Annotated in this window: 20 protein-coding genes; 11 read left to right on the plus strand and 9 right to left on the minus strand. The window is 69.8% G+C overall.

The features are described from left to right. Nucleotides 1-216: 216 nt before the first annotated feature. Nucleotides 217-642 carry a flagellar basal body protein gene (locus tag DDE10_RS22240; RefSeq protein WP_114955009.1) on the minus strand — a complete coding sequence of 142 codons (426 nt, stop codon included), beginning with the start codon at nucleotides 640-642 and terminating at the stop codon, nucleotides 217-219. 2 nt (nucleotides 643-644) lie between these two features. Next, nucleotides 645-3,338, minus strand: a complete 2,694-nt coding sequence (locus DDE10_RS22245; RefSeq protein ID WP_114955010.1) for a hypothetical protein — start codon at nucleotides 3,336-3,338, stop codon at nucleotides 645-647. 90 nt (nucleotides 3,339-3,428) lie between these two features. On the opposite strand from DDE10_RS22245, the gene fliG reads away from it, so the two are divergent. The 8 genes from fliG (at nucleotide 3,429) to DDE10_RS22285 (ending at nucleotide 13,125) form a co-directional block, all read left to right on the plus strand. Further along, complete coding sequence (fliG, locus tag DDE10_RS22250) at nucleotides 3,429-4,463, plus strand: flagellar motor switch protein FliG (protein WP_114955011.1); 1,035 nt, start codon at nucleotides 3,429-3,431, stop codon at nucleotides 4,461-4,463. A gap of 28 nt (nucleotides 4,464-4,491) precedes the next feature. After that, nucleotides 4,492-5,148, plus strand: a complete 657-nt coding sequence (locus DDE10_RS22255) for a FliH/SctL family protein (RefSeq protein WP_114955012.1) — start codon at nucleotides 4,492-4,494, stop codon at nucleotides 5,146-5,148. A gap of 125 nt (nucleotides 5,149-5,273) precedes the next feature. Then, nucleotides 5,274-6,872, plus strand: a complete 1,599-nt coding sequence (gene fliF, locus DDE10_RS22260) for a flagellar basal-body MS-ring/collar protein FliF (protein WP_114955013.1) — start codon at nucleotides 5,274-5,276, stop codon at nucleotides 6,870-6,872. Nucleotides 6,873-6,887: 15 nt separating this feature from the next. Continuing rightward, nucleotides 6,888-7,262 carry a flagellar motor switch protein FliN gene (gene fliN / locus DDE10_RS22265; protein ID WP_284734832.1) on the plus strand — a complete coding sequence of 125 codons (375 nt, stop codon included), beginning with the start codon at nucleotides 6,888-6,890 and terminating at the stop codon, nucleotides 7,260-7,262. Beyond that, a complete protein-coding gene (locus DDE10_RS22270) occupies nucleotides 7,262-8,608 on the plus strand; it encodes a sigma-54-dependent transcriptional regulator (RefSeq protein ID WP_114955014.1) in 1,347 nt (448 codons plus the stop codon). The genes fliN and DDE10_RS22270 overlap by 1 nt, the downstream gene beginning before the upstream one ends. A gap of 15 nt (nucleotides 8,609-8,623) precedes the next feature. Further along, entirely contained in the window at nucleotides 8,624-10,705 is a 2,082-nt protein-coding gene (flhA, locus tag DDE10_RS22275) for a flagellar biosynthesis protein FlhA (RefSeq protein ID WP_114955015.1), read from the plus strand. An 85-nt stretch (nucleotides 10,706-10,790) separates the two neighbouring features. Next, nucleotides 10,791-12,431 (plus strand): flagellar hook-length control protein FliK, encoded by a 1,641-nt coding sequence (locus tag DDE10_RS22280; RefSeq protein WP_114955016.1) that lies wholly within the window; start codon nucleotides 10,791-10,793, stop codon nucleotides 12,429-12,431. Nucleotides 12,432-12,441: 10 nt separating this feature from the next. Further along, nucleotides 12,442-13,125: a flagellar hook assembly protein FlgD gene (locus DDE10_RS22285; RefSeq protein WP_114955017.1), complete on the plus strand. Its 684-nt coding sequence runs from the start codon at nucleotides 12,442-12,444 to the stop codon at nucleotides 13,123-13,125. Nucleotides 13,126-13,442: 317 nt separating this feature from the next. On the opposite strand, the gene DDE10_RS22290 is transcribed toward DDE10_RS22285, so the two are convergent. From DDE10_RS22290 to DDE10_RS22300, 3 genes are all read right to left on the minus strand, one after another. Then, the gene (locus DDE10_RS22290) at nucleotides 13,443-13,736 is read right to left on the minus strand and encodes a hypothetical protein (protein ID WP_114955018.1); all 294 of its coding nucleotides are present in this window, start codon (nucleotides 13,734-13,736) and stop codon (nucleotides 13,443-13,445) included. Between the two features lie 107 nt (nucleotides 13,737-13,843). Further along, entirely contained in the window at nucleotides 13,844-14,248 is a 405-nt protein-coding gene (locus DDE10_RS22295) for a hypothetical protein (RefSeq protein WP_284734833.1), read from the minus strand. 182 nt (nucleotides 14,249-14,430) lie between these two features. Further along, nucleotides 14,431-15,249, minus strand: a complete 819-nt coding sequence (locus DDE10_RS22300) for a flagellin (RefSeq protein ID WP_114955019.1) — start codon at nucleotides 15,247-15,249, stop codon at nucleotides 14,431-14,433. 305 nt (nucleotides 15,250-15,554) lie between these two features. Here DDE10_RS22300 and DDE10_RS22305 point away from each other — a divergent pair, with 305 nt between their 5' ends. Then, entirely contained in the window at nucleotides 15,555-17,981 is a 2,427-nt protein-coding gene (locus tag DDE10_RS22305; protein ID WP_114955020.1) for an HAD family hydrolase, read from the plus strand. Between the two features lie 169 nt (nucleotides 17,982-18,150). Here the strand turns inward: DDE10_RS22305 and flgH are convergent, their stop codons facing one another. The 4 genes from flgH to DDE10_RS22325 all read right to left on the minus strand — a co-directional run bounded on the left by flgH (nucleotide 18,151) and on the right by DDE10_RS22325 (nucleotide 21,001). Next, on the minus strand, nucleotides 18,151-18,915 hold the full coding sequence (gene flgH / locus DDE10_RS22310; protein ID WP_114955021.1) for a flagellar basal body L-ring protein FlgH: 765 nt from the start codon (nucleotides 18,913-18,915) through the stop codon (nucleotides 18,151-18,153). An 85-nt stretch (nucleotides 18,916-19,000) separates the two neighbouring features. Continuing rightward, nucleotides 19,001-19,435, minus strand: a complete 435-nt coding sequence (gene flgA, locus DDE10_RS22315) for a flagellar basal body P-ring formation chaperone FlgA (RefSeq protein ID WP_114955043.1) — start codon at nucleotides 19,433-19,435, stop codon at nucleotides 19,001-19,003. Nucleotides 19,436-19,440: 5 nt separating this feature from the next. Next, nucleotides 19,441-20,226, minus strand: a complete 786-nt coding sequence (gene flgG, locus DDE10_RS22320) for a flagellar basal-body rod protein FlgG (RefSeq protein ID WP_114955022.1) — start codon at nucleotides 20,224-20,226, stop codon at nucleotides 19,441-19,443. Between the two features lie 31 nt (nucleotides 20,227-20,257). After that, nucleotides 20,258-21,001 carry a flagellar hook-basal body complex protein gene (locus tag DDE10_RS22325; protein WP_114955023.1) on the minus strand — a complete coding sequence of 248 codons (744 nt, stop codon included), beginning with the start codon at nucleotides 20,999-21,001 and terminating at the stop codon, nucleotides 20,258-20,260. A gap of 138 nt (nucleotides 21,002-21,139) precedes the next feature. On the opposite strand from DDE10_RS22325, the gene DDE10_RS22330 reads away from it, so the two are divergent. Both DDE10_RS22330 and fliM read left to right on the plus strand, forming a co-directional pair. Further along, complete coding sequence (locus DDE10_RS22330; protein ID WP_114955024.1) at nucleotides 21,140-21,640, plus strand: flagellar basal body-associated FliL family protein; 501 nt, start codon at nucleotides 21,140-21,142, stop codon at nucleotides 21,638-21,640. Continuing rightward, complete coding sequence (fliM, locus tag DDE10_RS22335) at nucleotides 21,637-22,641, plus strand: flagellar motor switch protein FliM (protein ID WP_114955025.1); 1,005 nt, start codon at nucleotides 21,637-21,639, stop codon at nucleotides 22,639-22,641. The genes DDE10_RS22330 and fliM overlap by 4 nt, the downstream gene beginning before the upstream one ends.

Consider the following 22,641-nt stretch of genomic DNA (forward strand, 5'->3'; position numbering starts at 1 on the left):
CCGGACAGATGGCAGCATCCGACAACGTGCCACGCCCGAAAAACCGCTTGCGCTGTAGGGGGCGTCCACAGATGATGAAATTGACGACCCCCAGGGACTCGTCAATTTGGCGCGAGACCGGGTCGCGGAGCCGGTCGTTGCGTTCCGCGGCCGGGGCGCCGGACGAGCGCCAGGTACCCGTCACCTTCGTAAACTTTACCCGGTTTCTCCCGCCGATCAGCCGCCGCGGCCGATCGCGCCGCGGAGCAGGCCCATCTGCTTGCGGTAGAGGCCCGTCAGGGTGGCGAAGTCCGCCTGCACCTGGCCCATCCTCAGCAGCTGGTCCTCGAGCGTCACATTGTTGCCGTCGGGCTTGGTCTCGCTGACGTCGCTATCCTCGATCAAGCGGCTCGCGTTGCCCGCGGTCGCGCCCATCGCGGTCATGCCGCTGGTCAGCGTCACCCGCGGGCGCTCGACCCGCGGCGCGCCGGCTTGGCCCTGCGCGGCGACGAGGCTCGAAAAGTCCGGCGCCGAAAGGTCGCGCGATCGGTAGCCCGGCGTCTCGCTATTGGCGATGTTTTGGGCGATGACCCGCTGCCGGTCCGACAAATGCCGCATCGCCTGGTTGAGGCCCTGCAGCAGGTTGATGTTCGATCCGCTCATGATCAGAATCCGAAGCTGGTGGTGGTGGTGCCGCCGCCGAGGCGGTTGAGCGCGTCCTGGTAGCGCGCCGCCTGGGCCTGCATGTAGGGGGAGACCGTGCCGCCGCGCCGTCCGGCGCCGTTGACCAAAGCCTCCTTGCTGCTGTCCCAATAGAGGGAGCGGAAGGCGGTCTGGGTCATCGACAGCGCCGATTTGACCCGGTCCAGCGCCAAGGCGGCGCCGGCCGCGGTGCCGAGGTCGAGCGCGTCGCTGAGGCCGAGCGCGAAATTGCCGCCCGGGCGGACGGTCGGCGCCTTGTCGCCGAGCGGCGCCGCGGCGACGAGCCGCGCCGGCGCCAGGCCGATTTTGCCGAGCGCGTCGCGGCCGCTGCCGCCGGCGATCAGCTCGATCTCGTGCCCCGGCTTGGCGTCGATCCGAAGCGCCTTGCCGTCGTCGACGATGGGCGTCGTGACCGTGATGGCGGTCCCGGTGAGGCGGCGCAGCTTCGCGGAGAGGGTGGCGAGCGTCTCGTCGGCGGCGATCACCACCTTGCGGGCGGCGCCGCCGTCGACGCGGATCGAGAATTCGTCGCCGGCGCGAAGGCTGGTCTGCGCGACCAGCATGACCGAATCGACCGGGTTGATGGTGCCGCGGCTGAGCCCGAGCGCTCCGAGCGCATTGTTGGCGCCCTTGGCGACGGCGACGTGGACCGGCTCGGTCCGCTGCGTAGTCTGGCCGAACTGCATCGTCGACTGGATCGCGCCGGTGGCGGCGTCGACGCGGGTGACGAAGCCGTCGGTGATGCCGCTGCGCCCCCCGGCGAGATCGCCGCTGGTGCGCCCGCCGACATAGAGGGAGCCGTCGAGGAAGGCGGCGCTGTCCAGCTGGTCGTCCGAGGCGCCGCCGACATAAGTGATCGAAGCGCCGGCCAGCGCCGAGTCGATCCGGGCGACGAAGCCGTCGCGGCCGCCGCTCGTGCTGTTGACCTGGCTGCCGGCAAGCGGCCCGGTCGTCGCTCCGACGACGGCGACGCTGCCGTCGGCGGCGATCGCCAAGGCGCGCGCGTCCGCCGCGCCGAGATCGAGCGTGGCGAGGTCGGTGGCGAGCGCGGCCGGGTCGATCCGGCGCAGCCGGGCATTGCCGTCCTCGCCGGTCAGCGCGAGCAGATTGCCGCCCCCGTCCACGGCGAGGGCCTTGACGCCGTCGACGCCGCCGCTGTCGATCGTCCGGCGCTCGGTGACGCGGCCGCTGCTGTCGAGGCGGGCGATGAAGGCGTCGCCGCCGCCGGTGGCCGAGCGACCGCCGACGAAGATCGATCCGTCCGCACCGACCGCGACGGCCTGGGCGCTGTCCTGGCCCGCCGCCCGCACCAGGGTGGCGAACTTCTCGTCTCCGCTCGCGTCGAACCGCGCGACCAGCATGTCGCCGTCGCTGTTGGTGCCGTCGAAGGCGCCGGTGACGGTTCCCGCGACGACGACGTCGCCATTGGCGGCGATGCTGATCGCCGCGCCCCGGCTCTCGCCGGCGGCGCCGAGCGTGCGCTGCCAGACCACCCGGCCTTCGCCGTCGAGCTTGGTGAGGAATAAATCTTCGTTGCCGTCGGACCGGTTCGAGCCGAGATCGCCCGCCGTGGTGCCGACGAGATAGCTATAGCCTTGCGCGTCGGTGACCACGGCGCGCGCATCGGTGGCAGCGAACATGGTCCGCGCCTCGGCATCGGCCGGGGCGAGCATCTCGGCGCGCTCGGTGGCCAGGCGGTCCACCGCGGCGATCGTCGCGACGGTGCGCCGTTCGAGGGTGCCGGCGGGATCGTCGATACGGCTGATGCGGGCGGCGGTCGGCGCGTCCAGCGCGGTGTGGCCGCTGGCGACGATCAGCGCGTCGCCGGCGCCGACCTGGTCGACCGAGATCTCGCCGGTCGGCATGTCGAGCGAAAGGCCCCAGCGGCCGGTCGACTTGTCGGGGACGAATTCGGCGGTCCATTTCGGCTGGACGTTGCCGTCGGCGTCGAGCGCGAGCGTCCCGTCCGGGTTGCGCATGGGAATGGCGGCGATCGCGGCATTGAAGGCGTCGGCCACCGAATCGAGCGTCGGCGGCTGCGGCGTCTGCGCCAGGTCGACGGTGACGATTTCGCTGCTGCCGTTCTTGCTGAGGGTGAGGCTGAACACCTCGCTGCCGGTCATCCCCGGCAGCGGCGCCGATCGCTCGGCGACGACCCCGGCGGTGACGGTCTTGTAGGGATCGGCGACGGTGACGGGCACGCTCTCCGCGCGGCGGGTCGGCTGGCTGAAGGCGAGGTTCACCTTGTCGGCCGGCGCGCTGCCGAGGAACTTCTCGAGGTCCGCGAGCCCCTTCGCGAAATGGGTCTGGAGGGTCAGCCGCTCCGCCGCCGGGGTCGTCGTCTTGACCGCGGACTCGGCGAGCAGCCGCAGCCGGTCGAGCGCTTTGTAGGCGATGAAGCTGGTCTGGATGTCGGCGGGGAGGCCGCCGCCGGAATCGGGCTTGTCGATGAGCGTCGCCATCCGCTTGATCGCCGAGACCAAGGGCGCGGCGGCGTCGGACTTCCAGGGCGGCGTCACTTCCGCGGTGGTGAACTGCGCCTTGGCGAGGCGGACGGCGCGCGTCTCGAAGCTGATTCCGAAGCTCATTCCGGCAAAGGCGTTGCCGCCGGTCAGCAGCGAGAGCCCTGCCAGGCTGTTCGACAAGTTGATCGTCATCCGCGCGCCTTCTCCGCCATCTTCCTCCTATAATAGAGGGGAATGCCCCGATCGGGGCGCTTGGCCGCACTTATCCGCAAGAGAGACTGAATGAACGCGATCATGACCACGCCCGAGCCGCCGGAGCTGAAGAAGTTTTCCGGCCTGCAGCGCGCCGCGGCGCTGCTGCTCGTTCTCGGCAAGGAGCATGGCGCGCCGATCTGGCAGCAGCTCTCGGTCGACGAGGTCAAGGAGCTGTCCGCGACCATGGCGCAGCTCGGCCGGCTGCCGTCCGGCGCCGTCGAGCATCTCCTGGTCCAGTTCACCAGCGAGATCCACTCCATGGCCTCGCTGCACGGTTCCTACGAGACCACCGAGCGGCTGCTCTCGGAGATCATGCCCTCCGACAAGGTGCGCGAGGTCATGGAGGATATTCGCGGCCCCTCCGGCCGGACGATGTGGGACAAGCTCTCCAACGTCAGCGAGACCGTTTTGGCCTCCTATCTCAAGAACGAATATCCGCAGACCGTCGCCGTCATCCTGAGCAAGCTCAAGCCGGACCATGCCGCGCGCGTGCTCGCCGAGCTGCCGCGCGAGATCGGCGTCGACGTCGTCCACCGCATGCTGCGCATGGACACCGTCCAGAAGGAGGTCATCCAGGAGGTCGAGTCCACGCTGCGGACCGAGTTCATGACCAACCTGTCGCGCGCCCAGCGCCGCGACCCGCACGAGAGCATGGCGGACGTGTTCAACTGCATGGACCGCTCGACCGAGGAGTCGATGCTGTCGGCGCTCGACGAGCGCGCGCCGGAATCGGCGGAGCGGATCCGGGCGCTGATGTTCACCTTCGAGGATCTGATGAACCTGCTGCCGGCCGCGATCGCGACGATCGTGCGCAAGGCCGACAAGCGCTCGATGGCGCTGGCGCTGAAGGGCGCCCCCGAGGAGATGCGCGAGCTCTTCTTCAGCGGCATGACCCAGCGCGCCGCCAAGCTGATGCGCGACGACATGGCCTCGATGGGCCCGGTCCGCGCCCGCGACTGCGAGGAGGCCCAGACCGCCCTCGTCCGGCTGGCCAAGTCGCTCTCGGATTCCGGCGAGATCGTGCTGGTCGATCCGCGCAACGACGACGCCGTGATCCTCTGATCCGATCCAGTTCGAAGGGAGCCGCCGCATGGGAGTCGCCTTCCAGGTCAAGCCTTTTGCCTTTGACCGCATCTTCACCGATGCGGCGCCGGGCGCCGAAGCCGCCCCGCGGGTCGATCGCGGCGCCCTCGAATCGATCGAGGCCGAGCTGCGGCGCCTGCGCAGCGAACAGGAGGCGATGATCGCCGTCGCGCGTGCCGAGGCCTATCAGGAAGGGCTCCAGCAGGCGCGCCGCGAGCGCGAGACGGCGGTGCTTGCCGCGGTCGATGCGCTGCAGGCGTCGCTCGAGCTGATCGAAGAGCGCTTCGCCGAGGTCGAAAAGAAGGTGGTCCGGGAGGCCGGCGAGCTCGCCCTCGCCGCCGGCGAGTTGCTGGCCGCGCGCGAGCTGGCGACCGACGATAGGGCCGCCATCGAGGCGGCGATCGGCCGCGCCCTTGCCCAGGTGCGTCGCGGCGAGCCGCTCACCATCCACGTCCATCCCGATCAGGTCGAGGCGGTCGAGGCCCTGGTCGCCGAGCGGCGCAGCCGGGAGCGGCGCCGATTGTCGCTGACCGTGCTCGCCGACGCCTCGCTGGTCCAGGGCGACGCCCGCATCCGCTGGGAGCAGGGCGGCCTGCTGCTCGATGCCGCGGCGCGACGCGACGCGGTCCGCGCCGAGCTCGACGCGCTGCTGCCGCCCGTCTGACCGGCCGCCCGGGCCCCGAACCGGACCGCGGACCGGCAAAATATTCCCCCCGGCAAAAGTTGCCGCCCCATTTCTTCCTATAATCAATCTGAAGGGCGGGGTGCCCGACAGTCATGGGGCCAGCCTTGAATTCCATCAGAGACCTCGTCGGACGGATCGGCATGCGGCGCGTCGCGCTGATGGGGGGCGTCGCCGTCTTCCTGCTGGCCGCTCTCGCCTATCTCGCCACCCGGTCGGGCGGCAGCTCGGAGATGGGCTACCTCTATACCGACCTCGATCCGTCGGCGGCGCAGTCGATCGTCGAGCGGCTGCGGACGGAGAATGTGCCGTTCCAGCTCTCGGCCGACGGCACCGCGGTGATGGCCCCGCAGGACCGGCTGGCCGAGCTCAGGATGAGCATGGCATCGGAGCGCCTGGGCGGCCGGATCGGCTATGCCATTCTCGACGAGGAGGAGCCGTTCGGCGTCTCGTCGTCGCGCGCCCGGCTCAACGAGACCCGCGCGATCGAGGGCGAGCTCGCCCAGTCGATCCAGAGCCTCGAGAACGTCACCAAGGCGCGCGTCCATATCGTCATGCCGGAACGGGCGATCTTCGCGAACGAGCCGCGCCGCGCGACGGCGGCGGTGACGGTCAAGACCCGCGGCCGGCTTTCGGGCGAATCGGTCCAGGCGATCCGCCACCTCGTCGCTTCGTCGGTGCCCGAGCTGTCGCCGGAAAGCGTCTCGATCGTCGACCAGACCGGCGCTCTGCTCGCCCGTGCCGGCGAGGCCGGAGCGGCTTCGGGCGGAGATGCCGACGAGCGCCAGCAGGCGGTCGAGGCGCGGATGCGTCAGCAGATCGAGACGATGCTCGAGCCGATCGTCGGCGCCGGCAAGGTCCGCGCCGAGGTCTCGGCCACGGTCGATCGCGATTCGACCCGCGAGGAGGCCAGCCTCGTCGATCCCGACCGGCAGGCGATCGCCCGCCAGGTGACCGTCGAATCCAACGATCAGAATAGCGAGACCGCCGCGGCCGCCGAAGGCGCGACCGTTGCCGAGCAGCTGCCCGAGGCCGACGCGGCACCGGCGGCCGGCGGCGGCGACCGCCGCCAGTCGGCGCGCAACGAGACGTCCGAGGACACCACCTTCGACAATAGCCGCACCAACACGGTCCGGGTGCGCACCCCCGGCACGGTGACCCGCCTGACCGTCGCGGTGATGGTCGACGGGGGACAGCAGGGGCTTCCCCAGCCCCAGATCCAGAGGCTCCAGCGGCTGGTCGAGAATGCCGTCGGTTTCGATGCCGAGCGCGGCGACAGCGTCGTCGTCGAATCGATGCCGTTCACCGCCGAGGATCTCGCCGCGACCGAGGAGAGCTGGCTCTCGAGCCTGCCCACCGATCAGCTGTTCAGCGTGCTGAAGCTGCTCATCATCGCCGCCGTCGCCCTGTTCGCCCTGCGCATGCTGCGGCCGAATCGGGACCGTCGGGAGGCCGAGCCGGCGCCCGCTCTGGCGGTCGCTCAGGAGCCGGAGGCGCTCGCCATCGCCGCGAACCCGTTGGAGGGTGAGGCGGGCCAGGCCGCTCTGGCCGCCGCCAACGCCCAACCCAGCATGCTCGATCAGGAGATCGCGCTCGCCCAGGTCGACGGCCGCATCAAGCTCTCCGCCATCAATCGCATCGGCGACGCGGTCGCGACCAGCCCGCTCGAGGCGGTCTCGGTGGTCCGCCAGTGGATGGCCGCCTAACGGAAGGAATGGAAGATGGACGCCAACGCCCAGGAAATGATCCCGACCCCGTTCGATTCACCGCCGAGCGGATTGGACGACCTCGCCGCTGACGCGGCACCCGTCCCGGCGCCGGAGACGATGCTGCCGGTGCGGACCGGGCCTGCCGTCGACGAGTTCGAGGCCGTCTATGACGTACCGGTCAAGATCAAGGCTGTCCTCGGCGGCGCCCGGGTCCAGGTCGGCGAGCTCATCCAGATGCGCGCCGGAACCGTCGTCGAGCTCGATCGCCGCGTCGGCGAGCCGGTCGACGTCTTCGTCAACGATCGCCTGATCGCCCGCGGCGAGCTCGTCATGATCGACGGCTCCCTCGGCGTCACCCTCACCGAGACGGTCAAGCAGGAATATTGATGCGCCCCGCCGACCCCACCCTGATCCGGGTCGTGCTGCTCGGCACGCCGGGAAGCGAGTTCCGGCGCGCCGCCGGGATGGCGCGCGAGGCGGGCGCCGAGGTCGTCATGGCCGACGCCCCGGACGCCGCGCTGGCATCGCTGCGCACGGACGGCGGCGATCTCGCGATGGTCGACGTCGAGCTCGACGTCGCCGACTTCATCTCGCGGCTCCGCGCCGAGCGGATCGCCGTTCCCGTCCTGGCCTGCGGCATCGAGGCGTCGGCGGCGCGCGCCGTGGCGGCGATCCGCGCCGGCGCCTTCGACTACCTGCCGCTGCCGCCCCAGCGCGAGCTCATCGCCGCCGTCATCCTCTCGGTGGGCCACCGCGTCTCGCAGCCGATCGGCGCCGATGCGCGCCTGCTCCACGCCATCGATTATGCGCGGGCGGTCGCCCCGAGCAGCGCCCCCATCCTGATCGCCGGCGAGAAGGGCACCGGCAAGGAAGTCGTCGGCCGGATGGTCCACGAGCGCTCCGGCCGAAGCGGCCGGTTCCTGGTCGTCGAATGCGCCGGCGTCTCCGCCGAGATCATCGAGTCCGAATTGTTCGGGCATGAGGCGGGCGCCTTCGACGGCGCCGTCGCCGCCCGCACCGGCCGCCTCGGCGAAGCCGCCGACGGCACCGTCTTCCTCCGCGAGATCGGCGCCCTCGGTGCCGTCGCCCAGGCCCGCCTCGCCGCCTGGCTTCAGGAGGACGAGGCCCGCATCGGCCTCAACGGCGCGGCGCGCTTGCAGCGGGCGCGGCTGATCGCCTCGACCAGCCTCGATCTCGAGAAGCTCGCCGCCCGCGGCGCCTTCCGCGCGGACCTGCTGGCGCGGATCGGGCTGGTCCGCATCTCCCTGCCGGCGCTCCGCGAACGGGGCAGCGACATCGATCTGCTCGCCGGCGCCTTCGCCGAGCATCTGGCGCTCGCCAACGGCCTTCCGGTCCGCCCCTTTTCGGCGGAGGCGGTTCGCCGCCTGCGCCACCATGGCTGGGCGGGCAATGTCCGCGAGCTCGAGGACGTCGTCCACCGCGCCGTCCTGCTCGCCAAGGGGGCGACGATCGAGCCGGACGCTCTGGTGCTCCAGGACGGCTCGGCGATGGCGGCTCCGGAAGCGTCGGACGCTCCCGACGGCCCGGCCGTCGAAGCCCTGGTCGGCCGCAGCATGGCCGACGTCGAGCGGGAGCTCATCCTCCACACGCTGGAGCGCTGCGGCGGCAACCGGACCAGCGCCTCCTCCATCCTCGGCATTTCGGTGCGGACGATGCGCAACAAGCTCAAGAGCTTCATCGAGGCGGGCATTCCCGTCTCGCCGGCAGCCTGACGCGGAGCCAGATCGATGTCCTCCAAGCTCGTCCAGCTGATGCAGCGCGTCGGCGACAATCGCGACCTCGCCTTGGCCGGCGGCGTCATGGCGATCATCGCCATGCTCATCCTGCCGATGCCGCCATGGATGCTCGATCTCGGCCTGGCGCTGTCGATCACGCTCTCCGTCATGATCCTGATGACGGCCTTGTTCATCGAGAAGCCGCTCGATCTCTCAGCCTTTCCGACCATCCTGCTCATCGCAACGATGCTGAGGCTCGGCCTCAACCTCGCCTCGACCCGCCTCATCCTCGGCCACGGCCATGAGGGACCGGATTCGGCGGGCGGCGTCATCGCCGCTTTCGGCGAGTTCCTGATGGGCGGCGAGACCGTGATCGGCCTCACCATCTTCGTCATCCTCATCGTCATCAATTTCGTCGTCATCACCAAGGGCGCCGGACGGATCGCCGAGGTCGCGGCCCGGTTCAGCCTCGATTCGATGCCCGGCAAGCAGATGGCGATCGACGCCGATCTCTCGGCCGGCATGATCGACGAGGCCCAGGCGCGTGCGCGCCGCACCGAGATCGAGGCGGAGAGCGGCTTCTACGGCGCGATGGACGGCGCCTCCAAGTTCGTGAAGGGCGATGCCGTTGCCGGCCTGCTCATCACCGGCGTCAACATCCTCGTCGGCCTCGTCGTCGGCGTCGTCATCCACGACCTCGCGGTCAGCGAGGCGTTCCACACCTACACCATCCTCACCGTCGGCGACGGCCTGGTGAGCCAGATCCCGGCGCTGATCGTGTCGACGGCGGCCGGCCTGCTCGTCTCCAAGGGCGGCATCGCCGGCAAGACCGGCGCGGCGCTCACCGAGCAGCTCGGCCGATATCCCAAGGCGTTCGGCATGGTGGCGTTCCTGATGGGGGCGCTGGCGCTGATGCCCGGCCTGCCCTTCATTCCCTTCGCCGTCTTCGCGGCGCTCTGCGGCTGGCTGGCCTGGTCGATGACGAAAAGGGCGAAGGAGCAGGAGGCGCGCGATCGCCGGGCCAAGGCCGTGGCCGAGGCGGCGGCGGCGCAGGAAGAGGAGCCGATCGCCCGCACCGTGGCGCTCGACGCGATCCGCATCGAGCTCGGCTACGGGCTGCTTCCGATCATCAACGATTCGACCCGCGAGCCGCGGCTGGACGATCAGGTGCGGGCGCTGCGCCGGCAGATGGCGACCGATTACGGCTTCCTGCTGCCTTCGGTGCGGATCATCGACAACATGGCGCTGCAGGCCAACGAATATGTCGTCTACATCAAGGAGACCGAGGTCGCCCGCGGCGAGCTTCGTCTCGACCGCCTGATGGTGATCAATCCGTCGAACGGCTCGGTCGGCCTTCCCGGCGAGGAGACGCGCGAGCCGGTCTTCAATCTGCCGGCGCTCTGGATCGATCGCGGGCTGCGCGAGGAGGCCGGCTTCCGCGGGCTGACCGTCGTCGACTGCGGCACCATCATCGCCACCCACCTCACCGAGCTGGTCAAGGACAATATCGCGGACATGCTCTCCTACTCGGAGGTGCAGAAGCTGCTCAACGAGGTCCACAAGGAGGCCGAGAAGCTCGTCGGCGACATCATCCCGTCCAAGATCTCCATCTCCGGCGTGCAGCGCGTGCTCCAGAACCTGCTCGGCGAGGGCATCTCGATCCGCGACGTGCCGACCATCCTCGAAGGGATCGCCGAGGCGGTGCCGATGACGTCGAACCTCACCCAGATCACCGAGCATGTCCGCGGCCGGCTCGCGCGGCAGATCTCCGCGCAGCAGTCGCGGGACGGCGCCATCCCGATCGTGACCCTCTCGCCCGACTGGGACCAAGCCTTCGCGGAGAGCCTGATCGGCCAGGGCGACGATCGCCATCTCGCCATGGCCCCCTCGCACCTCCAGGCGTTCATCGCGGCGGTGCGCGAGACCTATGATCGGCTGGCCGCCGCCGGCGAGATACCGTGCATCCTCACCAATCCGACGATCCGGCCCTTCGTCCGGTCGATCATCGAGCGGGTCCGGCCGGCCACCGTGGTGCTCTCCCAGAACGAGGTCCACAGCCGCGCGCGGATACGGGCTCTCGGATCGATCGGCTGACGCGTGCGGCCGCGTTGCGACGCGACACCGCAAACCATCCTATAATGAACGGGCGGCCTCGAGCCCGTCCGTAGAAGGGGTCCTGATGGACATCATAGCGACCGGCTTATTCGGTCCCAACGTTGCCGCGGCCGGCACGCCGACCGCGACGGCGAACGGCGGCTTCTTCGCCCTCGCCTTGTCGGGGGCCGGCATGGTCCCGGCGAACGGTCCGGCGGCCGGAATGCCGGCCGGAATGCCGGCCGGCGCGGGGCAGGCGGCGACGCAGCTCGGCGTCAGCACGCTCTTCGAAATCTCTCCCCCGCCGGGTATGCCCGCCTCGGCGCTGTCGGCGGCAACGCTGGCCGCGTCGATCGCCGCCGCGCCCGCAGCCGATCTCACTTCGGATCAGGCGCCGATCCCATCGCTTCCCGACCTCGTCGCTGCCGGCACCGATCCGGCCTCGGCCCGCCTGCCGGACAATGCTGCCGCCGGCCTCGCCGTCACGGCAAAGCTGCCCGTGCCCGGCCCGATGCCCTCGCCGTCCGCGCCGGCTTCGGGCGTCAAGGCGCCGGCCGCCGCCAAGCCCGGCATTCCGCCGGCCGCCGTCACCCTGGCCGACCAGCCGGCCGCAACCCTGGGCGCGCCGACCGGCGACGAGGCGACGCAGGTCGGCGAAGCACCGCCCCCGACGCTTTCGATCGAGCCCATCGTCGCCAAGGAAGGCGATATTCCCGCGGAGACGGAAGCGGCTCCCGATGCCGTCGCCGGCCCGCCGCTTCCGGTCGCCGCCCCGAACGCGCCTCGCCCCGATCAGGCCGCGCTCGGCTTCGGCGCCGGCCCTATTCCTGCTGCGCAACCCTCCGCGGCGGCTCCGCGCGCGCCGGTAGCAAGCGCAGGAGAGGCTTCCGTCCTCGTCGGGGCGACAGCCAGGATGGCGGCTCGCGCTGGCGCACCCGTGCCCGCCGCGGACGGCGAAGCGACCGCCGCGCCGGCCTTCGAGGCCGCACTGGAAAAGATGGGCGGCGAAACCGCCGCGACATCGCCCCGGCAAGGCCGCGAGACGCCCGCGCCGGCGGACCGGTCCGACCGAACTGCCTCGGCCGACAAGCTCGCTCAGTCCGCACCGCAACCGGCCGACCCGGCACCGCGTCCCGCGCCCCAGATCGGCGCGGACCGCGCCGGGGCGCCGGCCAATCCGGCGCCGGTGCCCGCCGTCGGGCCAGCGCCTGCCGCCCAGTCCGCTGCGCCATCGCCCGCCGCCGCTGTCGCGGTTCCGGCGCCGCCGGTCCCCGGCGAGGCCCAGCCTCCGGTCCTTTCCGCCCGCTCCGGCCGGATGGGCCGCGACATGGGTGTCGAGATCGCGCGCCGTGTCGCCGGCGGTGGGGAGGAGCTGGTCATCCGGCTCGATCCGGCCGAGCTCGGCCGCATTCACATCCGCATGGCGGTGAACGAGCAGGGGCATCTGCGCGCGGTCGTCGCGGCCGACGCGCCTGCGGCGCTCGAGGCGCTGCGCCAGGAGATAGGCGATCTCGGCCGCGCCCTCGACCAGGCCGGGGTCAAGACCGATTCGGACAGCATCCGGTTCGACCGCGGCAGCGGCGGCGGCGACAACGGATCTGCCTGGCAGCGTTATCAGGGGCAGGAGCGCTCCGGGCGCCGGGCGACCGGCCTGCCGACGCCCGCCGACGACGTGCCCCAGCAACCGACCGTCCGCGCCAACCGGCGCGTCGACCTGATGGCTTGAGGAGATTGAGATGACCGTGACTAACGCGACCGGTGTGGCCGCGGGCCAGAATGCCGTGCAGAATGCGCCGGGCGGCCTGCTCGCCGCGTCGAGCGCCGATTTCGACATGTTCCTGAAGCTGCTGACCACGCAGATGCAGAACCAGGACCCGCTCGATCCGATGGACACCTCGGAATATACCCAGCAGCTCGTCCAATATTCCCAGGTCGAGCAGTCGATCCAGCAGACCGGCGTGCTCCGCGACATCCTGTCGCGGCTTTCGGCGCAGGACATGGCGCAGGCCTCGGGCTTCATCGGCCGCGAGGCCCAGTTCGATACCGCCGTCGCCGGCCTCGGCGAGGCTCCGGCGCAATGGACCTGGTCGCTGCCGCCCGGCGCCAGCTCGGTGGAAGCGAGCATCGTCGATGCGTCCGGGCGCACGGTGTCGACGCGGACGCTCGATGCCTCGGCCGACAGCGGCCGTTTCGTCTGGGACGGCAGCCTGACATCCGGCGGGACCGCGCCGGCCGGCGCCTATATGCTGCAGCTGAAGGCGACGGACGCGAGCGGCGCGACCGTTCCCGTCACGATCCGCAGCGTCGGCGTCGTTGACAGCGTCACCGCCGAGGGCGGCAACCTGACGCTCGGCGTCAACGGCATTTCGGTCGCAGCCGGCAGCCTCGTCCACGTCGCGGCGGCCTCTCCGGCCGCCTGATTTTTCCGCGAGCAGGCGCCGGACGGCGCCGCCCGCCGTCTATAATGAAGCAAGGCCGCCGCGCTCCCCACCGGGCCAGGCGGTCCTCCTCGAACCGCTCCTTTCTCCCCTGGAAGGAGTCGCGACAGGAACGGCAGGCCGGCCCCCTCCGGCCTGCCGTTATTGTCTGCGCCAGGCCCCGCGCGTCCCGCGCCGATGTTGGGCCAGCTTCCCGACCGTCATCATCCTTGCGCGAAGCGCACGCGGCAAGACTCCGCCTGGCGAACAGCCGGCGGTTACGAAGTTGATCCGAGGCGCTGGTGAACGGCCCTGGCCGTTCAGGCGGAGGCGAATTGGGTGACGTCGAAGCCCTCGAGCCGGCAGCCCGGCGTCGGCGCGGGCTGGACGAGCATGGCGAGGCATTCGACCAGCGAAGGATCCTCGCGCGGGCCGATCACGTCGATGATGTCCTCGATCCCCATGCCGGGCGAGGCGAGGCCGCGCTCGGCAGCGGCGTCCCAGAGCTTCTCCCGATCGCTGACGGAGAAGGTGAGGGCGACGCGGATCTGTTCCGGGGCATCGGCGCCGGTCCGTGCGATGGCCATGTCGTGCTTGAATTCGCGCGGATCCATTCGTTGCCTGTCCTGTCCCCTGGTGGCTTGAGACTTCGCCCCCTGCCTCGGACCAGGGCTGCCGGACCACTCAGGATTTTCCCTTACGGTAGAAGTGCGTAGGTCGTTCAATGAAGGCTGAGGCCGGCGTGCCGGCCCAGCTGGCGCGCATGCGCGCAGACCATGCACAGCTCGGCGTAGAGCTTGTCCCAGAAGGCCTCCGGTATCTCGAAGGCCGCGCCGGCCCCCTGGGTGACGCGGATCGAGGTCCGGGGCTTCCTGACGAGCTCGAAGCGGGTCGTGAAGCCGCCTTCGACGACCTCGTCCGGCAGCCCATGCGGCAGGGCCAGGCGTGCCGACATGATGTAGCCGCCCAGCAGCTCGGTGCCGTATGGATCGAGCATCACCTGCGCTGTCGCCTCGGCTTCGGCCGGCAGCTCGATCAGGGTCACCGCCTGACCGGCGAGGACGTCGACGCTGATGCGCAGCCGCCGCCCCTGCGGATCGACGATCTCTCGAATTCTCCGGAACACAAAACCTCGCTGAACTCCATGTCCATTATAGGACGCGGCAGGTCGGGGGATGGTCGGCCTCGAAGCCAATTTGGAGCTCTCTGGCTGGCCTCCGGCCGTGGCGGGCGCAGGCAAAGAAAGGGCCGGGACGTCGCCGTCCCGGCCCAATCAGACCTGATCGGTCGTCAACCCTGATCCGCGGATTAGCGGAAGAGCGACATGACCGACTGCGGCGCCTGGTTGGCAATCGACAGCGCCTGGAGGCCGAGCTGCTGCTTGACCTGCAGAGCCTGCAGATTGGCCGATTCCTTGGCCAGGTCGGCGTCGACGAGATTGCCGATGCCGCTCTCGATCACGTCCGACAGCTTGCTGGTGAAGCTGAGCTGGCCGTCGATCTTGCGCGCGGCGGAGCCGAGCGTGCTGAGGTGCGTGTTGATCGACTTCGCCTGGGTCTCGAGCGTTCCGACCATCGTCTTCGCCGTGGCGGCGTCGGTGAAGGTCGTGCCGATCGCCGTCGTGATGGCGTCGAAGTTGAGGTTGGAGACGCTCAGCGTGGCAGCGGCCGTGTCGGTCGACTGCAGCGCGGAGACGGTGCCGCCGCTCGCCTTCAGCAGGTTGGTACCGTTGAACTCGGAGGAGTTGATGATCGTGGTGATCTGCTCCTTGAGCGCGGTGAAGTCCTTGCCAATCGCGGTGCGGCTGTCGGCGTCCATGCCGGCGTCCGAAGCCTCGGTGGCCTTCGACTTCATCTGGTTCACCAGGTCGGAGATCTGCTCGGCGCCGGCGACGGCGACGTCGACGGTGCTCTTCGCCCGCTGCAGAGACGAGGTCACCGCCTTCAGGCCGCCCATGTCGCCGCGAAGCGTCTGAGCGATTGTGAAGGAAGCGGAATCGTCCTTGGTCGAGGCGACCGCGAGACCGGTGTTGATCCGGCTCTGGACAGTGCTCAGGCCACGATTGGTCGCGTTGAGGCTCTGGAGAGCCGCCATCGCGCCGACATTGGTGTTAACGGTAAAAGCCATTGTTTTCCCTTTCTGTGGTCGAAGCCGCTTCTGCGGCTCGGGCCAGAAGCGCTGGCCGCGACGGCCCGACAATTTGCGGGCTGCAAAGTCATTCTAGGATGAGATCCCATCGCAGCCGGGGCGGCCGGCGACATTTTTCGACCTTATCGCCGCGTTAACCATTGAGGCTGGCCGAAATGGGCGATTTCCGGCCAACCGCGACGCGCAAATCCATGACCTGATCGGCCCCTGGCGCCGATGTCGCCCGCTTCCTCCTATAATGACTTGGAAACCACGCGCGAACGTGCGCAACGAGGGCTCCCCGCATGACCTTGTCGATCCTGCCCCATCAGCTTCCCGACGCACTCGCCGACGCTCCGGCCGGGATCGCAATGCTGTCGCTCGACTGCTTCGACACGCTGCTCTGGCGCGATGTCCATGCCCCCGCCGACGTCTTCGCGGACCTCGGCAATGGTGCGACGCCGCAGCAGCGCATCTGGGCCGAGTCCCATGCCCGCAGCCGCCAGACGCTCCGCAAGGGCTCGAACGAGGCCAGCATCGAGCAAATCTATTCGGCGCTGCTGCCGGGACATGAGGATGCAGCGCGCGCCAGCGCGATGGCCGCGGAGCTCGAGGCCGAGGCGCGGCATTGCTACGGCTTCGCGCCGACCGTGGCGCTGATGCGGGCGGCCAAGGCTGCGGGCCTGTCGATCGCCGTCGTCAGCGACACTTATCTCAGCCGCGACCAGCTCGTCGCGCTGATCACGGCCGCGGCGGGAGACGAGGTCGCCGCGCTGATCGACCATGTCTTCTGCTCGTCCGAATATGGCGTCTCGAAGGCGGAAGGCCTGTTCAAGCATGTCCTGCGCAAGACTCGGCTGGCGCCCGACCGGATCCTCCATATCGGCGACAACAAGAAGGCCGACTTCACCGCCGCCCGCGCCCTCGGCATCCACGGAGTCCACCTCGTCCAGTTCGGCGAGGAGGACCAGCAGCGGCTGCGGCTGGAAGCGGCCGTCGCCGCCATCGTCAACGGCAACGGCGCGTCGGTCGTGCCTCCCCATCAGCCCCACCGCGCCGCGCACGCGCTCACCCTTCCCGCCATTGCGGACCCCGCCGAGCGGCTCGGTTTTTCGGCGCTCGGGCCGGTGCTCCATGCCTTCGGCCGTTGGCTGGCCGACGAGGCGGCGGCGCTTTCGCGGCCCGGCGCGCGCACCCACATCCTCTTCCTGATGCGGGACGGCTATCTCCCGCAGCGTGTCTTCGAGGCGCTGGATACCGGCCTGTCGGCGACGTCCGTCGAGATCAGCCGCTTCACCGCGACCGCATCCGCCTTCACCGACGAGAATGCCGTCGCCGATCACCTGGAGATCGAGCTCGAATGCACCGACCTCGCCGCCATCGCGAAGCAGCTGCTGTTCACCGAGGACGAGACAGCCGCCCTCCTGCGCAAGCTGCCGACGCGCGGGCGCGAGCGCGCCTTCGCCGCCGCCGTGCGTCAGCCGACGAACCTGCGCAAGGTGCTGGGCCGCTCGCGCGCCTTCGCCGAGCGCCTGACCCGATACGTCGCCCAGCAGGTGCCCGCCCGCCCGGGCGACACGCTGCTCCTGGTCGACCTCGGCTATAACGGCACCGTCCAGGATCGGATCGAGCCGCTCCTCCGCCGCGCGCTGGAGGTCGAGATCGCCGGGCGCTACCTGCTCCTTCGCGAGCAGAAGGTTGGCCGCTTCGACAAGAAGGGCCTGTTCGATTCCCGCCATTATGCGTCGACGACGCTCGAGGCGATGTGCGCCAACGTCGCGGTCGTCGAGCAGCTCTGCACCGCGGCGCAGGGCTCGGTCGTCGATTATGACGAATCCGGCATGGCCGTTCGCGCCGAGAACAGCATCAAGGCGCGCCAGAGCGATGTTCGCGACGCCGTCCAGACGGGCTGCGTCCGCTTCGCCCGCGAGCGCGAGGCCGCCTTCGTCCGGCCGCCGCTTGCCGACAGCGACGACACGCGGCGGGAGGCGGCTGCCGCCATTCTCGGCCGACTGATGTTCCTGCCGCTGCCGTCCGAGCTCGAGGTGCTGTCCAGCTTCGAGCACGACGTCAATCTCGGCACCGGTGGAACGGTGAGACTGTTCGACAAGGACGTGGCCGACCAGGGCCTGAAGCGGAGGGGCCTGTTCTACATGAAGGGCGCCGAGCGCATGTATCTGCCGGCCGAGCTGCGCGGCCAGGGCCTGCCGGCCAGCCTGACCCTGCTCACCCAGCATCGGTTCGGCCTCGACCTCAAATATGCCGATTTCTGCGATCGCGCGATCGAGCTCCCGATCATCGTCGCCGACGGAAACGACGTCGTGCTCGACCGCGTCCAGGCGCATGCCACCCATGACGGCTGGTTCATGGCGGCGATACCGGTGGGCGAGGCCCGCTTCGCCATCGGCGTCCAGTTCGGCCGCCTCTACGACTGGGTGCAGGTCGACTCGGCCCAATTCGTGCCGGTCCGCGCCTTCCTCAGCGAGAAGGCGGGGCGCTACGGCGATCCGATCGACGCGCTGCCGTCGCTCGAGGGCATGGAGCAGGTGGCGCCCCACCTGATGCGCTGCGAGGATGCCTCCGCCTTCATGATGGTGCCGCCGCCCGTCCTGGTCCAGCCGGAGCCGATGATGCTCGCCATCGTCTTCCGCCCGATCGCCGATCGCCCGAAGGTTGCCGCCGATCGCCCGCTTGTCGATCGGGTCGCGCACGAGGCCTCCGCCGCCGGCTGACGAGCCTGCCGATTAGAGACGAGCGAAGCGCCCGCCGGTGGTCGATCGGCGGGCTCTTTCGTGCCGGTCCCGATCCGGCGCCGGGCGGAAGGCATCCGCCAAAAAAAAGGAGGCCCTGCAGGGCAGGGCCTCCATCGGACGGCGTCGAAACCACTGGCGTGGCGAGCGGTCAGAAGGGGAAGAGAGCGTCGTAGATCTGCTGCGCCCACCGCGCCTGCTGGACGTCGGTGAGGTGGCCGCGGCCGCCATAGCTGACCCGCGCCTCGGCGATCTGCGAATGGCGGATGCTGTTGTCGCGGGAGATGTCCTGCGGCCGGATGATGCCGGTGACGATCAGCTCGCGCAGCTCGAAATTGACCCGCATCTCCTGGCGGCCCCGGATGACGAGATTACCGTTCGGCAGGACGTTGGTGACCACCGCGGCCATCGTCAGGTTGATCGTCTCGCTGCGCTCGGTGGTGCCGGTGCCGGTCGAGCGCGAGGAGGAGTCGGCATCGACGAGGTTGCTGGTATCCGGATTGCCGGGCAGCACGTCCCGAAGGGGATTCTCGAGGCCGAACAGGGCGCCGAGCCCGAAATTCTCGCCGCCCGAACGCGACCGCGAGGTGCTGTTGTCGACCGAGGCACGGTCCGAGACGTTGATGCGGATGGTGACGATGTCACCCTGCTGGGAGGCCCGCTGGTCGCGGAACAGCGAGCCGGCGCCCGAGCGGAACAGCGACGCCGACGGGGCGGACGGCGGGGCGGCGACCGGGCCGGCGGGCAGCGCCTCGATCAGGTCGGGGCGGGCGATCGAACCCTCGGCCCGGGGCACCGCCATCTTTTCCTGTGCGGAGAAGCGCGGCGCACGGCCGACATGGGAGAGGCGCCCGGCGGCGCCGCAGCCCGAAAGGATCGGGGCGACCATCAACAAGACCAACAATTGCTTCTTCATGACTGGCTCCAGGAGCAGCGTGCCGCGACGCGCGCGGCGAGGTTGGCGATCGGGCGGGCGGCCGGGAGACCGGCGCCCGGCCCGGTCAGGGTGCGGAGACGCGGACGGCGCCGCTGCCCTCGACGACGCCGTCGAGGGTGCGATTGGTGGAGGCGACGACGCGCACCGCCTCGCCCGCGCCGGCGCTGCCGAGGGCGCGGCCGGAGGCGGTGATCGTCAGCCCGCCGGAACGGACATAGATCGTCACCGGCTCGCCGCGCCGCACCAGCCGCGGGGCGATCACGTCGCCGGAACGGACGACGTTGCCGGCGGAGAGCCGGCGATTGGCCTCCATCCCGGCGGCGGCCTCGATCGGCAGCGCGCCGCGCGCCTGGGCGGCGCTTCGCTCCTCGACGGCGAAGTCGTCGGCGGCGATCTGCTCGCCGCGCTCGATGGTCCGGGCAAGGACCGGCGCCTCGACGGCGGCCGGTGCCGCGGCCTGGAAGGCCACGGCGATCGGAAGGATCAGGATCGACGCCATCGTCATCACCGCAGCTGGCTGGTGGTGCCGAGCATCTCGTCCACCGTCTTCACGACGCGGCTGTTCATCTCATAGGCGCGCTGGGCGGTGATCAGAGCGGTGATCTCGGCCACCGGATTGACGTTGGATGCCTCGAGGAAGCCCTGGCGGAGCGATCCGAAGCCGGGTTCGCCGGGAGCGGCGACGTTCGGCTCGCCCGAGGCGGGGGTCTGCATGAACAGGTTGCCGCCCATCGCTTCGAGACCCGCCTCGTTCATGAACGTGGCGAGCTGGAGCTGGCCGACGTCCTGCAGGGCGGCGTCGCCGGCAACCTTCACCTGCACGGTGCCGTTGCGGGCGATGACGACGTCGGTTGCCTCCTGGGGAATGGCGATGCCGGGTTGGACCGGATAGCCGTCCGCCGTCACCAGCTCGCCCTGGTCGGAGACCTGGAACGAGCCGGCGCGGGTGTAGGCCGTCTCGCCGTTCGGCATCGTGATCTGGAAATAGCCCTGGCCCTCGATGGCGACGTCGTAGCGATTGTCGGTCTGGGTGAGCGCGCCCTGGGTCCCGATCCGGTAGACGCCGCCGGTGCGAACGCCGGCGCCGATCTGGATGCCGGACGGCGCCGTCGCCTCGGGGCCGCCGGTCTGGGCGCCGGCGCGCGTCACCTGCTGGTAGAGCAGGTCCTGGAACTCGGCCCGCTGCCTCTTGTAGGCGGTCGTGTTCATGTTGGCGATGTTGTTGGAGATGACGTCGACATTGGTCTGCTGCGCGAGCATGCCGGTGCCGGCGATGGACAATGAACGCATTTTGGCTTCCTCGGGATGAAAAGGTTGAAGGTCAGTCGACGCGGCCGAGCCGTTCGATCGCGCGCTTGCGCATGTCGTTGATTCCGTCAGCCATGCGCTGACTCGTCTGGTAGGAGCGCAGGATCTCGATCATCGCCGTCGTCTCGACGATCGGCTGGACGTTCGATGCCTCGATGCCGCCGCTGCGCAGGCGGGTCTCGGCGGCGGCGAGCTCGCGGCCGCCCTCGCCGGCCAGCAATCCGTCCCCGCGCGGCGCTACCGACGCCTCGTTCTCGAACACGGTCACGGTGAGCCGGCCGATCGGGCCCTGCGGCCCCATCAAAGTGCCGTCGTCGCTGATCCGCAGCTGGCTGGCCTGGTCGGCGGGCACGGCGATCGACTGGCCACCCTCGCCGAGGACACGCTGGCCCGTGGAAGTGGCGAGCTCGCCGCTCTCGAGGACGCGAAGCAGCCCCGCGCGCGTATAGGCGGTGCCGCCGCCGGGGGCCTCGACCGCGAGATAGCCGGGTCCGTCGACCATCACGTCGAGCGGGTTGCCGGTCGCCTGGAAGGCGCCGGGCGTGGTGTCGTGGACGGCGCCGTAGTCGAGCACGAAGGACACGTCGCGAGCCGCTTCGGTCATCCCTTCGCGGCCGCGCTCCACATATTCGTGGAACACCGGCTGCTCGCGCCGGAATCCTGCGGTGCTGACATTGGCCATGTTGTTGGCGACGACGTCGAGCCGGCGCCGGAGGGCCTGTTCATGGCTGAGCAGCACATAGGAAGAAATGTCCATTCCGCACTCCGGAAAAATTCCTGGAAACTTCGGCACTAGGCAGAATTTGCCGGTGTCCCCTCTATAATAGGAGAAAATCGGATCGGCCGGCGCGATCGGAGCGATTTCGGCGACATCGGCCGGCGAAAGGAACGGGACTTGGCGAACCAGCAAGAGAATGAAGTCGAGGAGGTCGTGCAGGAGGTGACGGTGCTGCCGGCGCCGGCAGGGCGTCCGCGAAAGAAGCTGATCATCGGCGCGAGCCTCGCGCTCCTGCTGCTCGGGGGCGGGGGTTTCGCCGGCTATACGCTGCTCGGCGGCGGCGAGGATGCGGCCGAAGCGAGCGTCGAGGAGGTCGCCACCTTCGTCGACGTGCCGCCGCTCACCGTCAACCTGCGGGCTCCGGACGGTGCCCCGCGCTTCCTGCGCGTGCACCTGATGCTGGTGCCGTCGTCGGAGGAGCTGGCCGAGGAGATCACCGGCAAGCTGCCGCTGATCATCGACGCCTATCAGCCGTTCCTGCGCGAGCTGCGGCCGGAGGATCTTGCCGGCTCTGCCGCCGCCTTCCGTCTCAAGGAGGAGATGCTCGTCCGCGCCAACGCGACGGTCGGGCCGGGCTCCGTCACCGACGTCCTCATCCAGGATCTTGTGCAGCAATGAGCGATTTCGAGGAGTTCGATCTTCCCGATCCGCAGCCGATGGCGCTCGGGGACGATCAGGCGCTGGACCAGGCCGATATCGACGCCCTGTTCGGGGACGTCGCGGCGCCGGCGCCGCAGAAGAGCGGCCTTCGCGCGGTCATCGAATCCGACGTGATCAACCACGAGCGGTTGCCGATGCTCGAGGTGGTGTGCGACCGCGTGATCCGGACCTTCGCCACCAACATGCGCAACCTCACGTCGGATGCCATCGACGTCAGCCTCGAGGCGACGACCTCTGTGCGCTTCGGCGAGTTCATGAACCGGGTCGCGCTGCCGGCGATGTTTGGAGTCTTTCGGGTCGAGGAATGGGAGAATTACGGCATCGTCGCCGTCGAGTCCTCGCTCATCTACTCCGTGGTCGACGCCTTGCTCGGCGGCCGCGGCGCCAACGGTCCGGTCAAGATCGACGGCCGCGGCTTCACGACGATCGAGACGACCCTGGTGTCGCGGATGATCGAGCTGGCCCTGTCCGATCTCGCCGCGGCGTTCGAGCCGATCGCTCCGATCACGATGAAGCTGGAGCGGATCGAGACGAGCCCCCGCTTCGCCGCGATCGCAAGCCCGAGCAACGTCACCGCCGTCTCCACCTTCCGGGTCGACATGGACGAGCGCGGCGGCCGCTTCAGCGTGCTGCTCCCCTATGCGACCCTGGAGCCGGTGCGCGAAAAGCTGCTGCAGCGCTTCATGGGCGAGAAGATGGGGCGTGATTCCCTGTGGGAGGTCCATATGGGCGCCGAGATCCGCAAGACCGAGGTCCAGCTCGATGCGGTGCTGGCCGAGCGGGTCCTGCGACTGCGCGACGTCCAGGCGCTGCAGGTCGGCCAGACGCTCTCGCTCAACAAGCATGCTGACGATCCGCTGGAGATCCACTCGAGCGGCGTCCGCCTCGGCCGTGCGCTGCTCGGGCAGCGCAACCAGAATGTCGCCATCCGTCTCCTCACCGATATCGCGAAGGACTGA

Source organism: Sphingosinicella terrae (assembly GCF_003347635.1).
GTDB classification, from domain to species: Bacteria; Pseudomonadota; Alphaproteobacteria; order Sphingomonadales; family Sphingomonadaceae; genus Allosphingosinicella; species Allosphingosinicella terrae.